Below are 13542 nucleotides of genomic sequence, written 5' to 3'. Positions count from 1 at the left end.
CGTCGGCGTCCTCTGCCTCCGTGGGGTGGTTGGAAGCGTCGGTCATGGTCACGCATTTCCTCTCTGCGGGTGGGTTCTGCACATGCTGCTCGGGCACCTGCTCCACGTCTTCGTAGACTGTATGGAGTATGTCTCATTCCAGGCGTTGCGACTACACATCGCTAGATCGACCTGCATGGCGGTCAGGCCGGCTGCGGGTCGCGCTCGGGGATGGCGGTCGGAAGCTGTGCCTCCGGCCCGTACCTGCGCGCCAGGAGATCGGTGGCGCCGTAGACGGTGCGCAGTGTGGGAGCCTCGGCGCCGGTCAGGTCGGCCAGCTCCACCAGTGCCGTGACGATCGCGTCGAGCTCCAGCGCCTTGTTGGCCTCGAGGTCCTGCAGCATCGACGTCTTGTGGTGGCCGACGTTCTCGGCCCCGCGCAGTCGCTTCTCGATCGAGATGTCGGGCGTGCAGCCCACGCGGGCCGCGATGTCGAGTGTCTCCTCCATCAGCTGCACGACCAGCGTGCGGGTGTGCGGGTGCTGGCAGATCTCGACCATGGTCGCGCGGGTGAGCGCGCTCAGGGGGTTGAAGGCGACGTTGCCCATCAGCTTGATCCAGATGTCGTTGCGGATATCGGGCTCGACGGGGCTCTTGAGGCCGCCGGCGATCATCGCCTCGCTCAGAGCGGTGCATCGCTCGGTGATCTCACCGGAGGGCTCACCGATCGAGAAGCGGGTGCCCTCGAGGTGCTGGACCACTCCCGGCGCCGCGAGCACGGTCGCGGGGTAGACCACGCAGCCGATCGCGCGTTCGGGGGGCAGGACGGTGCTCGTGGCGCCGCCCGGGTCCACCGCCTCGATGCGGCGTCCGCGGTAGGGCCCGGGAAGCTCGTGGAAGTACCACCACGGGATCCCGTTCTGAGCAGCGATGACGGCGGTGTGGGGGCCGAGGAGCGGGTTCACCAGCGAGCCGCAGGTCGGGTAGCTGTGGGCCTTCAGTCCGAGGAAGACGTAGTCGACGGGCCCGACCTCTGCCGGGTCGTCGGTCGCGTGCGGATGCGCCTCGAAGTCACCCCGCGGACTCAGTACCCGCACGCCGTTCTTCCGAATGGCCTCGAGGTTCTGGTTCCTCGCGATCAGGTGCACCTCGGCACCTCCCCGGTGCAGGGCCGCCCCCCAGTAGGCGCCGATCGCTCCGGCGCCGACAACTGCGATCCTCATCGGTACTCCTGTCCGTAGGCGTGTACTTCCGTGTCTCCGCAATGTCAGCGAGCGGTGGTCGGCATTGACCTGTGAGAGGCAGCCGTATACCGTCTGGCGTCATACTGTATACAGTGTTCAGAGTGAGATGCAACGCACGCCTGTCACTCCTGGAACGGGAAAGGGAGACGCATGAGCCACTCGCTCCGGTACGAGGTCAACTGCTCGATCCTCTTCACAGAGCTGCCCCTGCTCGAGCGCCCGGCAGCGGCCGCCGATGCCGGCTTCGACGGTGTCGAGTTCTGGTGGCCCTTCGTAGAGGCGGTCCCGTCGGATGCGGACGTCGACGCGTTCGTGACGGCGATCCAGGACGCCGGCGTCCAGTTGGTCGGTCTCAACTTCTTCGCTGGCGACATGCCGGGAGGTGACCGGGGGCTGGTCTCCTGGCCCGAAAGGTCCGCCGAGTTCCGCGACAACGTCGAGACCACGATCGGGATCGGCGAGCGGCTCGGCTGCCGCGCCTTCAACGCGCTCTACGGCAACCGTGTCAACGGCGCCGCACCCGAGGCGCAGGACGAGCTGGGTGCGGAGAACCTCGCCCTCGCCGCACGTGCGGCGGCACGTATCGGAGGCACCGTGCTCGTCGAGCCGGTCAGCGGCGCCGAGCGCTACCCGCTGCTCACCGCCGCCGACGCGCTCGCGGCGATCGACCGGGCGGGCGAGTCGAACATCGGTCTGCTGGCCGACCTGTACCACCTCGCCGTCGACGGCGACGACGTCGATGCCGTCATAGCGCAGCACGCCGGCCGGGTCGCGCACGTCCAGATCGCCGACGCCCCCGGCCGCAACGAGCCCGGCACCGGCGACCTCCCGCTCGACCGGCAGCTCGTCGCCCTCGAGGCGGCCGGCTACGCCGGCTGGGTCGGCCTCGAGTACAAGCCGTCCACCACCAGCACCGACAGCTTCGGCTGGCTGCCCCGCGATCGACGCACCGCAGTCACCGGCACCCACTGATCCCCACCCGCAAGGAAGGTCCTGTCATGAGCAGCCCCACCCAGAAGATCGCCTTCATCGGCCTCGGCATCATGGGCAGTCCGATGGCGGTGCACCTCGCCAACGCCGGCTACGCCGTGACCGGGTTCGACCTCTCGCCCCGGGGCGTGCAGCCGCTCGTCGAAGCGGGCGGCCAGGCCGCGAGCTCCGCTGCCGAAGCGGTCGCGGACGCCGACGTCGTCTGTGTCATGGTGCCGGACTCTCCCGACGTGAAGGCCGTGCTCACCAGCGACGGCGGCGTGTTCGCCTCCGCCAAGCCGGGAGCGCTGATCATCGACTTCTCGAGCATCCGTCCCGATATCACCGCGGAGCTGGCGCGGCAGGCGGTCGACCTCGGCTTCCGCTACCTCGACGCCCCGGTCTCCGGTGGCGAGGCGGGGGCCAAGAACGCCGCCCTGTCGATCATGGTCGGCGGGTCGGGCGAGGACTTCGAGACCGCCAAGCCGATCTTCGACGTCGTCGGCAAGACGATCGTCCACGTCGGGCCCAACGGGTCCGGCCAGACTGTGAAGGCCGCCAACCAGCTCATCGTGGCGGCCAACATCCAGGCACTCGCCGAGGCAGTGGTCTTCCTGGAGGCGTACGGGGTGGACACCAAGGCGGCGCTCGAGGTGCTCGGCGGCGGCCTGGCCGGCTCCAAGGTCCTGGACCAGAAGAAGGAGAACATGCTGTCCCGCTCCTTCGAGCCCGGCTTCCGGATCGAGCTGCACCACAAGGACATGGGCATCGTCACCTCTGCCGCCCGGGAGGCCGGCGTCGCGGTGCCCCTGGGCTCCCTGGTCGCCCAGCTCGTGGGCTCCGCTCGCGCGGTCGGCGACGGTGGCCTCGACCACTCCGCGCTTCTGCGCGGCGTCGAACGGCTCAGTGGGCTGACCGCGAGCGCGTCGGACCCCGGGGAGAGCTGACATGGCACGCATGCGCGCGGTCGACGCCGCAGTCCTCATCCTGGAGAAGGAGGGCGCCACCCAGCTGTTCGGGCTGCCCGGCGCCGCCATCAACCCGTTCTACAGCGCGGTGAAGGCCCACGGTGGTCTCAAGCACGTGCTCGCCCGTCACGTCGAGGGCGCCTCGCACATGGCGGAGGGCTACACCCGCGCGGCGCCGGGCAACATCGGCGTCTGCGTGGGCACGTCGGGCCCGGCCGGTACCGACATGATCACCGGCCTGTACTCCGCCGCCGCCGACTCGATCCCGATCCTGTGCATCACGGGCCAGGCGCCGGTGGCGAAGCTGCACAAGGAGGACTTCCAGGCGATCAACATCGCCGACATCGCCCGACCGCTCACCAAGCAGGCGACCACGGTGATGGAGGCCGCCCAGGTGCCTGGCACCTTCCAGAAGGCGTTCCAGCTGATGCGGGAGGGGCGGCCCGGCCCGGTGCTCATCGACCTGCCGCTCGACGTGCAGCTCAAAGAGATCGACTTCGACATCGACACCTACGAGCCGTTGCCGGTGAGCAAGCCGTCCGCCACCCGGGCGCAGGCGGAGCGGGCGCTCTCGATGCTCGTCGACGCCGAGCGCCCGCTGATCGTGGCGGGTGGCGGCGTGATCAACGCCGACGGCGCCGACCTGCTCGTCGAGCTGGCCGAGGTCACCGGGGTGCCCGTGGTGCCCACGCTGATGGGCTGGGGAACGATCCCCGACGACCACCCGCTGATGGCAGGCATGGTCGGCCTGCAGACGTCGCACCGCTACGGCAACGAGACGATGCTGGCGTCCGACTTCGTGCTCGGCATCGGTAACCGGTGGGCCAACCGCCACACCGGTGGCCTGGACACGTACACCAAAGGCCGGAGGTTCGTGCACGTCGACATCGAGCCCACGCAGATCGGCCGGGTCTTCTCGCCGGACTACTCGATCGTCTCCGACGCTCGGGCTGCGCTCGAGGCGTTCGTCGAGGTCGCAAAGGACTGGGCCGCCGAGGGCAGGTTGCCCGACCGCACGGCCTGGGCGGAGGAGTGCCGCGTTCGCAGGAGGACGCTCCTGCGCAAGACGAACTTCGACAACATCCCGATCAAGCCTCAGCGCGTGTACCAGGAGATGAACCGCGCGTTCGGGCCCGAGACGCGCTACATCAGCACGATCGGACTGTCGCAGATCCAGGCCGCGCAGATGCTGCACGTCTACAAGCCCCGGCACTGGATCAACGCCGGCCAGGCCGGTCCACTGGGCTGGACGCTGCCCGCCGCACTGGGCGTGGCCACCGCCGACCCCGACGGCCAGGTCGTCGCACTGTCCGGCGACTACGACTTCCAGTTCCTCATCGAGGAGCTCGCAGTGGGGGCGCAGTTCAACATCCCCTACATCCACGTGGTCGTGAACAACTCCTACCTGGGGCTGATCAGGCAGGCGCAGCGCGGGTTCGACATGGACTTCTGCGTGCAGCTGGCCTTCGACAACATCAACAGTCCTGAGATGGGCGGATACGGCGTCGACCACCTCAAGGTCGCCGAGGGCCTGGGCTGCAAGGCGGTCCGGGTGACCGACCCCGCCGACCTGGGCTCGGCGTTCGAGAAGGCCAAGGCACTCATGGCGGAGTACCGCGTGCCGGTCGTCGTCGAGGTCATCCTCGAGCGCGTCACGAACATCTCGATGGGCACGGAGATCGACGGTGTCATGGAGTTCGAGGAGGTCGCCGAGAGCGTCGCCGACGCGCCGACGGCGATCGCGTCGCGCGACTGAGGCGACCGTGCCGACGGTCCTGATCGCCTCAGACAAGTTCAAGGGATCACTGACCGCGGCCGAGGTCGGGGACGCCGTCGCGAGAGGCGTGCGGCGGGCCCGCTCCGACGTCACCACGATCTCGCAGCCGGTCGCGGACGGCGGCGACGGCACGCTCGCCGCAGCCCTGGCGGCGGGCTACGAGCTGGTGCCGGTCGTGGCGGCCGGTCCCACCGGCCGGGCTGTGCGCAGCGGCTACGCGCGTCGCGGTGACACCGCAGTCGTGGAGCTCGCCGACGTCGCCGGCCTGGTCCGCCTGGCCGATGACCGGTTCGCCCCCATGACCGCCACCTCGCGAGGGGCCGGGGAGCTGATCGCGGCCGCGGTCGATGCCGGGTGCACCCGCATCGTGCTCGGAATCGGGGGCAGCGCCAGCACCGATGGCGGGTCGGGCCTGCTCCGGGCGCTCGGTGCGGTGGTGCTCGACACGCACGGCCGCGAGATCGGTGAGGGGGGCGCCGGGCTCGACGCGGCGACCGCCGTCGACCTGACCGCCCTACGACGGCGCATGAGCGGCGTCGACGTTGTCGTCGCCTGCGACGTCGACAACCCGCTGACCGGCCCCCGAGGTGCCGCAGCGGTCTACGGTCCGCAGAAGGGGGCCGACGGCGAGCAGGTCACGCAGCTCGAAGCCGCGCTCGATCACTGGGCGGACGTCGTGGCAGACACCACGGGTGATGACCAGCGACAGGCCGCAGGAGCGGGCGCGGCCGGCGGTGTCGGCTTCGCCGCCCTCGCGCTCCTCGACGCGAGACTGCAGTCCGGCATCGAGCTGGTGCTCGACATGACCGGCTTCCACGAGCACCTCGCACGAGCCGACCTCGTCGTCACCGGCGAAGGCGCGCTCGACGAGCAGACCCTGAACGGCAAGGCGGTGGCCGGCGTCGCCGCAGCCGCCCGGGCGGCAGGCATTCCCGTGGTCGCGGTCTGCGGTCGCAACCTGCTCGACGCCGGAGCCCTGGCCACGGCAGGAATCCAGGCGGCCTATGCGCTCAACGACGTCGAGCCCGATCTCGATCGCTGCCTCGCCGAGGGTGACCGGCTCCTGCCGGTTCTGGGCGAGCGCATCGCCGCTTCTCACCTGGCCGGGTCGAGCGAATTTCGGCGGACGGCTAGACAGGATGCCCAATCAGGCGTACAACATATTCCATACGGTATGCAATAGTCTGAGGTGACCAGGATGGGCGCTCGAGCAGAGACCACCAGCGCAGCCCCGCGTGAGGTACGCGACGTCTACGGTCGGCACTATCGCATCGGCGAGAGTGCGGAGCAGCTCACCGCCCACTCCCGGCGCCACCAGCTCTGGCGCGCCTGGCTCTGCCTGGCGGCCATCAGTCCTCTGCAGTACGCCTTCGGCTTCGCCGTACTCGGCCTGCCGGCAGCCAGCACCTGGGGCGGCGTCCAGACGATGTGGCTGCTCGCGCTCTTCGTGGTCGTGCAGGCCGGAACCGCCGTGCCCGCGGCGTGGCTCAATCGGCGACGGCTGATCACTCCCGCGGTGGCTGTCGTGAGCGGCGGCGTGCTCGCGGCCGCAGGGCTGGCCAGCCTCGCCCACGCGGACAGCTTCGCCCTGGCGGCGTTCGGGTACGCCGGGCTGGGGGGCGTGGGCGCCGGCCTCGTGTACTCGATGGGAGTCGCAACCGCAGCCGACTGGTACCCGGAGAAGCGCGCCTCCGTGATCGGTCTCGTCACAGGCGGCTTCGCCGTCGGCGCGGTGCCGGGCATCGCGGCACTCGCTGCGGTGTCGTCGGCCGGCGGGCGCGTCCTCGTGTTCGACGTCCTCGCAGCCGTGGCCCTGCTCGTGGTCACCGTGGCGGGATCGGGACTGGTCGAGCCGCCGCGCTTCTGGTGGCCGGGGGAGATCGATGCCCAGTCGTGGGCGATCGACCACCATCTCAACCGCAGTCTGCCGAACAACGTCCCCGCCGTGCGTGACTACGCGCCGAGCGACGCCCTGCGCACCGGTGCCCTCCCGCTGATGTGGCTGATCTTCGCCCTCGCCACGGCGGTGTCGCTCTTCGGTATCGGCTTCGTGGGCGGAGCGGCGGTCGACGGGGGCCTCGGCGTGGCTGCCGCGGCGGCCGCGGTGGCCGCGCTGGCCGCCGTCAGTGGCGTGGGCAGGCCTGTTGCGGCTCGGCTCTCCGACTCGTTCGGCCGGTCGCGGGTGCTTGCGCACGTGCTGCTTCTCGCCGGTGTGGCGCAGTTCGGCCTCGCGCTGTCCGGGCACCTGGGCAGTACGGCCGGGTTCGTGCTCTTCGCGGTGGTCGCCGGTTTGGGTGGCGGTGCGTTCTACGCGATCTTCGGGAGCCTGGTGCTCGAGTACTTCGGCCAGAGCAGCGTGCTGCAGAACCAGTCCGTCCTGTACAGCGCCAAGGCCGTGGGCGGCATCGCAGGCGTCGGGGGTGGGGCCCTGCTCGTGTCGAGGCTCGACTACCCGCCGGTCTTCGTCATCGCGGGCGTGCTGGCCATCGGTGCTGCCGGGCTGGTGCGCTTCCTCAAGCAGCCGGGCCGCCCCGCCCTCCCGGTCCGGCCGCAGCGCGGAGTCGGGATGTGCTGACGGCGCTCCGCGTCGTCCGTGACTGCGAGCCGTCTCCGGAGCGCGGCTCGGGCTGGGCCCGGTGCCCGCCTGATGCGACGTCGGTCTCGTCGACCTGGTGGCTGCCCTCGTGGGCGAGCCGAGCGTGGAGCGGCCCCACGACCTGGACCGGCCCTCGGGGGAGTGAACAAGCCTCGGAACACCGGCCCACTTTGCATACTGCATCCAATTTCTCGAACTTCGGCTCTCTTCCTACTAGACATCGGCAAGCCGGGCAGGTAGGAATGTGACCAGCCCCATACGGTATACAGTCCACAATTTGCGCGGGCTCACCACAGCCCTTCACAAGGAGAAGTCACATGGGCAAAGCACTAGAAGGCGTCCGCGTGCTCGACATGACGCATGTGCAGTCGGGTCCTTCCGCCACACAGATTCTGGCTTGGCTCGGTGCCGATGTGGTCAAGCTCGAGGGGGTCACCGGTGACATCACGCGCCAGCAGCTGCGCGACCTGCCGGATGTCGACAGCCTCTACTTCACGATGCTCAACTGCAACAAGCGCAGCATCACGCTCAACATGAAGAGCGAGCGAGGCAAGGAGATCTTCGCCGAGCTGATCAAGAAGACCGACATCCTCGTGGAGAACTTCGCGCCCGGCGCGATCGACCGGATGGGCTTCACCTGGGAGCGGCTCGAGGAGATCAACCCCGCACTCATCTACGCCTCGATCAAGGGGTTCGGACCAGGCAAGTTCGCCGACTGCAAGGCCTACGAGGTCGTGGCGCAGGCGATGGGCGGCGCGATGAGCACGACCGGGTTCGAGGACGGGCCGCCGACTGCCACCGGGGCCCAGATCGGCGACTCGGGCACCGGCATGCACCTGGTCGCCGGCGTCCTGGCGGCCCTGTACCAGCGGGTGCAGACCGGGCGGGGTCAGAGGGTCACCGTGGCCATGCAGGAGGCGGTGCTCAACCTGACCCGGGTGAAGCTGCGCGACCAGCAGCGGCTCGCTCACGGCCCGCTCAAGGAGTACCCCAACTCCGAGTTCGGCGACGAGGTCCCGCGGTCCGGCAACGCGTCGGGCGGCGGGCAGCCGGGCTGGGCCGTCAAGTGCAGCCCTGGCGGGCCCAACGACTACATCTACGTGATCGTCCAGCCGCCGGGCTGGCCGAAGATCGCCGACCTCCTCGGGCGACCCGAGCTCGCGGACGACCCGGAGTGGGCCACCCCTGAGGCGCGGCTCAACAAGCTGGACAAGATGTTCCAGCTGATCGAGGAGTGGACCACCCAGCACGACAAGTGGGCGGTCATGGACACCCTCAACGCGCTCAACGTGCCGTGCGGTCCGATCCTCAGCACCAAGGAGCTGCTCGAAGACGAGACCCTGGCCGAGCTCGGAGCGGTGGTCGAGGTCGACCACCCGCAGCGAGGTGTGTTCAAGACCGTCGGCTGTCCGATCAAGCTCTCCGACTCACCCGTCGAGGTGCTCCCGTCTCCGGCACTCGGTGAGCACAACGCCGAGCTCCTGCAGGACATCGGCATCGACCCGTCGGAGATCGACGAACTCAAGGCGGCGGGGGTCATCTGACCGGCCCGCTGCTCACGCACCGACACATACGTACATCCGATCCAGAAACAGGAGTAGGCATGGCACACGACCGCGAAACCGTCCAGGAGATTCTCGACAAGGCGCTGGCCGACGGGCGGACCAGTCTCAGCGCTCCCGAGGCGAAGCTCGTGGCCGACGCCTACGGCATCCCGACGCCAGGCGAGGCGCTCGCGACCTCGGGTGGCGAGGCCGCGAAGCTCAGCAGGGAGATCGGATTCCCGGTCGTGCTGAAGATCGTCTCGCCCGACATCCTCCACAAGACCGACGCCGGTGGTGTGGTCGTCGGCGTCGACAGCGAGGACGCCGCACGTGAGGCGTACGACCAGATCCTCGCCAGCGCGAAGGCCTACCAGGCCGACGCCGACATCATCGGCGTCCAGGTTCAGAAGATGCTCGACACGGGCGCCGACGTGCAGGAGGTCATCGTCGGTGCCGTCACCGACCCGGCGTTCGGCAAGGTCGTCGCGTTCGGCCTCGGAGGCGTGCTCGTCGAGGTGCTCAAGGACATCACGTTCCGCCTCGCTCCCACCACGCACGACGAGGCCATGTCGATGGTCGAGGGCATCGGGGCCGCAGAGATTCTCAACGGCGTGCGTGGCGCCAAGGCAGTCGACAAGGAGGCGCTGACCGGCATCATCACCGGCCTCTCCGACCTGGTCAACGACTTCCCGCAGTTCTCGGAGGTCGACCTGAACCCGGTGCTCGCCGGCCCCGACGGCGCAACGGCTGTCGACGTACGGATCATCGTCGACCCCGAGGGCGGCCAGCAGCCGGTGCAGTTCACGCAGGACGAGATCCTCGCGTCGATGAACCGGATCATGAAGCCGAAGGCGATCGCCGTGATCGGCGCCTCCAACGAGGAGGGCAAGATCGGCAACTCGGTGATGAGGAACCTCATCAACGGCGGATACCGGGGCTCGATCTTCCCGATCAACCCGAAGTCCGACACCGTGCTCGACCTGCCCGCCTACAAGAGCATCACCGACGTCCCCGGCGATGTCGACGTCGCTGTGTTCGCGGTGCCGGCGAAGTTCGTCGCCGGGGCGCTCGAGCAGTGCGGTGAGAAGGGCGTCGCCGGCGCGATCCTCATCCCGTCCGGCTTCGCCGAGACCGGTAATCAGGAGCTGCAGGACGAGGCCGTCGCAGTGGCCCGTAAGCACGGCGTGCGGATCCTGGGCCCGAACATCTACGGCTACTACTACACGCCGGAGAGCCTCTGTGCGACGTTCTGCACGCCGTACGACGTCAAGGGCAGCGTGGCGCTGTCCTCCCAGAGCGGCGGCATCGGCATGGCCATCCTCGGATTCAGCCGGTCGTCGAAGATGGGCGTCTCCTCGATCGTCGGCGTGGGCAACAAGGCCGACATCGACGAGGACGACCTGCTCACGTTCTTCGAGTCCGACGACAACACGCAGCTGATCGCGATGCACCTGGAGGACCTGAAGGACGGGCGCTCGTTCGCCGAGATCGCCTCACGGGTCTCCAAGAAGAAGCCGGTCGTCGTGCTCAAGGCCGGACGCACCGACATGGGCGCCCGGGCGGCGAGCTCGCACACGGGCGCGCTGGCCGGCAACGACAAGGTGTACGACGACATCCTCAGGCAGTCCGGTGTGATCCGGGCGCCGGGCCTGAGCCATCTGCTCGAGTTCGCCCGGGGCGTGCCGAAGCTTCCCACGCCGAAGGGTGAGAACGTCCTGATCATCACGGGCGCCGGCGGCTCGGGCGTGCTGCTCTCCGACGCGGTGGTGGACAACGGCATGACACTGATGGACATGCCAGAGGACCTCGCGGCGAAGTTCGACGAGTACATCCCGCCGTTCGGAGCCTCCGGCAACCCGGTCGACATCACCGGCGGGGAGCCGCCGTCGACGTACCGGAACACGATCGCGCTGGGCCTGGAGGACGATCGGATTCATGCTTTGATCCTCGGCTACTGGCACACGATCGTGACGCCGCCGATGGTCTTCGCGAAGCTCGTCGCCGAGGTGGTGGAGGAGTACCGCGCCAAGGGCATCGAGAAGCCCGTGGTCGCCTCCCTCTCCGGTGACGTCGAGGTCGAGGAGGCCAGCACGTACCTGTACGAGCGCGGCGTCGTGGCCTATCCCTACACCACCGAGATGCCCGTCGACGTGCTCGGTGCGAAGTACCGGTGGGCCCGGAACGCGGGGACACTCGGCGGCTGAGACTTGGGCGGCCACGCGAGGTGGCCGATGAAGTGAGAACGGTCAACGGAGACCTGAGAGCGGGTGAGGCAACTGAATGGCCCTGGGTGTTTCCCATGCCAGATCAAATCGTCGGAATGTTCGTCGCTGACGTTGATATAAGGAGGCCTTGCCTTGGACGTCACAGTCTCATCTTCAGAGGTTCCCGAGAAGGAACCCAGTTCTGCCACCACCGAGAAGGTATGGCACGCCGGTGGGCTCGACCCGTTGCCCATCCGCAAGCTGCCAGAAGCACCACCATCGATGCACATCCTCGGGCCGACGGTGTTCCTGCTCGCGCTCGGCGTGGGCATGGGCGAGTCGTTCATGTGGCCGCGCCTGGTGGTCGTGTTCGGCCCGGACATCCGGTGGTTCTTCCTCATCGGTGTCTCGCTCCAGGCCGTCGTCATGCTGGAGATGGCCCGCTATGCGATGGCGACCGGGGAGAGTATCTTCACGGGCGCGGCGCGTGTGTTCAAGCCATTGATGTGGTTCTTCTTCGCCACGGCGATCGGCGTCTACATCTGGCCCGGTCACATGTCTGCCGGCGCCGGTGCGTTCGAGAACCTCACGGGGATTCCCTGGCAGATCACCGGCACCATCGCGCTGGTCCTGGTGGCTGTGGTGTTCACCGCGGCCCGGGTCATCTACGACCTGCTGGAGAAGGTGCTCGGCGTCCTGATCGGCTGTCTGGTCATCGGCACCGCCATCATCGCCTCGATGGTCGGCAGCCTGGCCGACCTGGGCGCGACCCTGACCGGCATGTTCGCCTTCGGCTACTTCCCCGACGGCATGATGACCGCGGCCTGGTTCCCGGTCGTCGTCGGCTCGATCGCCTTCGCCGGCCCGTCGGGCATGCAGCAGATGTGGTACACGCTGCACCTGCGGGAGAGCGGCGCGGCCATGGGCGCGCACATCCCGAAGCTCGCAGGCGTGGCCCACGCCAGGGAGACCGATGTCGTCGCGATGCCGGCGCGTGGGTTCATGTTCGACACCGAGGACCCGGTGGAGATGGAGAAGTGGAAGGGCTGGCGCAAGTGGATCACTTTCGACGCCCTCTTCCTGTTCTGGGGCGTCACCATGCTGGTCACCGTCTCGTTCACGGTGATGGCGATGGCGGCGTCGAGGCAGAGCACGACCGTGAAGGCAAGTCTGCTGGACGGCGACCGCGACGCGGCGCTGCCGGCGATGGCGGACGCCTTCTCGGCGGCCGGTACCGAGGCGCTGGGCGGGATCTTCCTCGGGTTCATCGCGCTGATCGGTCTCAACGCCACGCTGGGTCTGTTCGACTCGTTCTCACGTGGTCAGGCCGACATGGTGTTCAACAACGTCAAGGGTGCCAAGAAGATCGGCATGCCGAAGCTGTACGGCGCGTTCCTCTGGGGCGTGGTGGCCTTCGGAATCATCATCGTGAACTGGGGTCCCGCTGACGGCCCGGGAGCGGTGCTGGACATCCTGGCGTTCCTGTCCACGTTCGCCATGGGCGCTTACTGCGTGACATTGCTGTTGGTGAACAACCGGATCCTGCCGAAGCCGATCAGGCCGGGCATCGTCTCCAACGTGATCATCGGGTTCGCTGCGGTGTTCTACCTCGGCATGCTGCTCTACAGCGTGCTCGTCTTCGGTGTCGCGGACATGGGTTGATCACCGTGAAGAGATCACGACTCGCCGGCCTCGGGGAGCTCATGCTCCCCGGGGCCGGGGTCGGGGCCATGGCCGGCGTGTTCGCCGGGCTGGCGACCCTCGTGGTGGGCCTGTCGCCGGGCCTTGCCCTCGTCAACGCGCTCGGGCTGGGGATCCCGATGGCGCTCTTCGGCGGTACGTACACGATCCTGTGTGCGCAAGGCATCGCGCGGGTGGGCGTCTACGCGCCGTGCGCCCTGTTCTGGCTGGTCGGCTACCCGGTCAGCCGCATCGTGCAGGAGACCTCGGCGGGCGTCTACCTCGACGGAAGTCTGGGCCTGTCGACCGACCTAGTGGCCTTCTACCTGTACAACGCGCTACTCGCGCCCGGCCTCGCGTTCGGCTTCATCTGGCTGCACGAGAGGCTCGCACCACCGTGGTTGCTGCGCATCCGCGACCACAACCGCCTGGCCGCCGGGCTGGCCGCGGCGTACCTGACGTACGCGCAGCGGGTGTTCGAGCAGAAGCAGCGGCGAGCTGCCATGCGTGCCCACAAGAAGCAGCGCGCCGTCGGCGCCTAGACCGAGTTGATCGAGGGGTGGAGCCCCGCGTCGAGCGAG

10 protein-coding genes are annotated in these 13542 nt (G+C 68.6%); 9 read left to right on the top strand and 1 reads right to left on the bottom strand.

The window, feature by feature from the left end:
• Positions 1-182 precede the first annotated feature (182 nt).
• Entirely contained in the window at positions 183-1202 is a 1020-nt protein-coding gene (locus E7Z54_RS15780) for a 2-dehydropantoate 2-reductase (protein ID WP_136435266.1), read from the bottom strand.
• Between the two features lie 171 nt (positions 1203-1373).
• Between E7Z54_RS15780 and E7Z54_RS15775 the strand changes: the two genes are divergently transcribed.
• The 9 genes from E7Z54_RS15775 to E7Z54_RS15735 all read left to right on the top strand — a co-directional run bounded on the left by E7Z54_RS15775 (position 1374) and on the right by E7Z54_RS15735 (position 13503).
• Complete coding sequence (locus E7Z54_RS15775; protein WP_136435264.1) at positions 1374-2195, top strand: hydroxypyruvate isomerase family protein; 822 nt, start codon at positions 1374-1376, stop codon at positions 2193-2195.
• Positions 2099-3139 (top strand): 2-hydroxy-3-oxopropionate reductase, encoded by a 1041-nt coding sequence (locus E7Z54_RS15770; protein ID WP_346763548.1) that lies wholly within the window; start codon positions 2099-2101, stop codon positions 3137-3139. The genes E7Z54_RS15775 and E7Z54_RS15770 overlap by 97 nt, the downstream gene beginning before the upstream one ends.
• Before the next feature lies 1 nt (position 3140).
• On the top strand, positions 3141-4916 hold the full coding sequence (gene gcl / locus E7Z54_RS15765; RefSeq protein WP_136435260.1) for a glyoxylate carboligase: 1776 nt from the start codon (positions 3141-3143) through the stop codon (positions 4914-4916).
• Between the two features lie 7 nt (positions 4917-4923).
• Entirely contained in the window at positions 4924-6120 is a 1197-nt protein-coding gene (locus E7Z54_RS15760; protein WP_136435258.1) for a glycerate kinase, read from the top strand.
• A 15-nt stretch (positions 6121-6135) separates the two neighbouring features.
• Positions 6136-7512: an MFS transporter gene (locus E7Z54_RS15755; protein WP_136435256.1), complete on the top strand. Its 1377-nt coding sequence runs from the start codon at positions 6136-6138 to the stop codon at positions 7510-7512.
• Between the two features lie 338 nt (positions 7513-7850).
• Positions 7851-9077 carry a formyl-CoA transferase gene (frc, locus tag E7Z54_RS15750; protein ID WP_136435254.1) on the top strand — a complete coding sequence of 409 codons (1227 nt, stop codon included), beginning with the start codon at positions 7851-7853 and terminating at the stop codon, positions 9075-9077.
• A gap of 59 nt (positions 9078-9136) precedes the next feature.
• Positions 9137-11281 carry an acetate--CoA ligase family protein gene (locus E7Z54_RS15745; protein ID WP_136435253.1) on the top strand — a complete coding sequence of 715 codons (2145 nt, stop codon included), beginning with the start codon at positions 9137-9139 and terminating at the stop codon, positions 11279-11281.
• Between the two features lie 282 nt (positions 11282-11563).
• Positions 11564-12943, top strand: a complete 1380-nt coding sequence (locus E7Z54_RS15740; RefSeq protein WP_168798368.1) for an Nramp family divalent metal transporter — start codon at positions 11564-11566, stop codon at positions 12941-12943.
• Positions 12944-12948: 5 nt separating this feature from the next.
• Positions 12949-13503, top strand: coding sequence for a hypothetical protein (locus E7Z54_RS15735; RefSeq protein WP_136435249.1), 555 nt, complete (start codon positions 12949-12951; stop codon positions 13501-13503).
• Positions 13504-13542 lie beyond the last annotated feature (39 nt).

Origin of the sequence: Nocardioides sp. (genome assembly GCF_004803405.1) — a bacterium.
GTDB lineage: Bacteria > Actinomycetota > Actinomycetes > Propionibacteriales > Nocardioidaceae > Nocardioides > Nocardioides vastitatis.
This window is presented reverse-complemented; position numbering and strand designations above follow the sequence as displayed.

Excerpts from the sequence above, each read along its gene's own strand:
- E7Z54_RS15745 (WP_136435253.1), top strand. The coding sequence starts at position 9,137 with ATGGCACACGACCGCGAAACCGTCCAGGAGATTCTCGACAAGGCGCTG.
- E7Z54_RS15780 (WP_136435266.1), bottom strand. The coding sequence starts at position 1,202 with ATGAGGATCGCAGTTGTCGGCGCCGGAGCGATCGGCGCCTACTGGGGG.
- E7Z54_RS15775 (WP_136435264.1), top strand. The coding sequence starts at position 1,374 with ATGAGCCACTCGCTCCGGTACGAGGTCAACTGCTCGATCCTCTTCACA.
- gcl (WP_136435260.1), top strand. The coding sequence starts at position 3,141 with ATGGCACGCATGCGCGCGGTCGACGCCGCAGTCCTCATCCTGGAGAAG.
- E7Z54_RS15740 (WP_168798368.1), top strand. The coding sequence starts at position 11,564 with ATGCACATCCTCGGGCCGACGGTGTTCCTGCTCGCGCTCGGCGTGGGC.
- frc (WP_136435254.1), top strand. The coding sequence starts at position 7,851 with ATGGGCAAAGCACTAGAAGGCGTCCGCGTGCTCGACATGACGCATGTG.
- E7Z54_RS15755 (WP_136435256.1), top strand. The coding sequence starts at position 6,136 with ATGGGCGCTCGAGCAGAGACCACCAGCGCAGCCCCGCGTGAGGTACGC.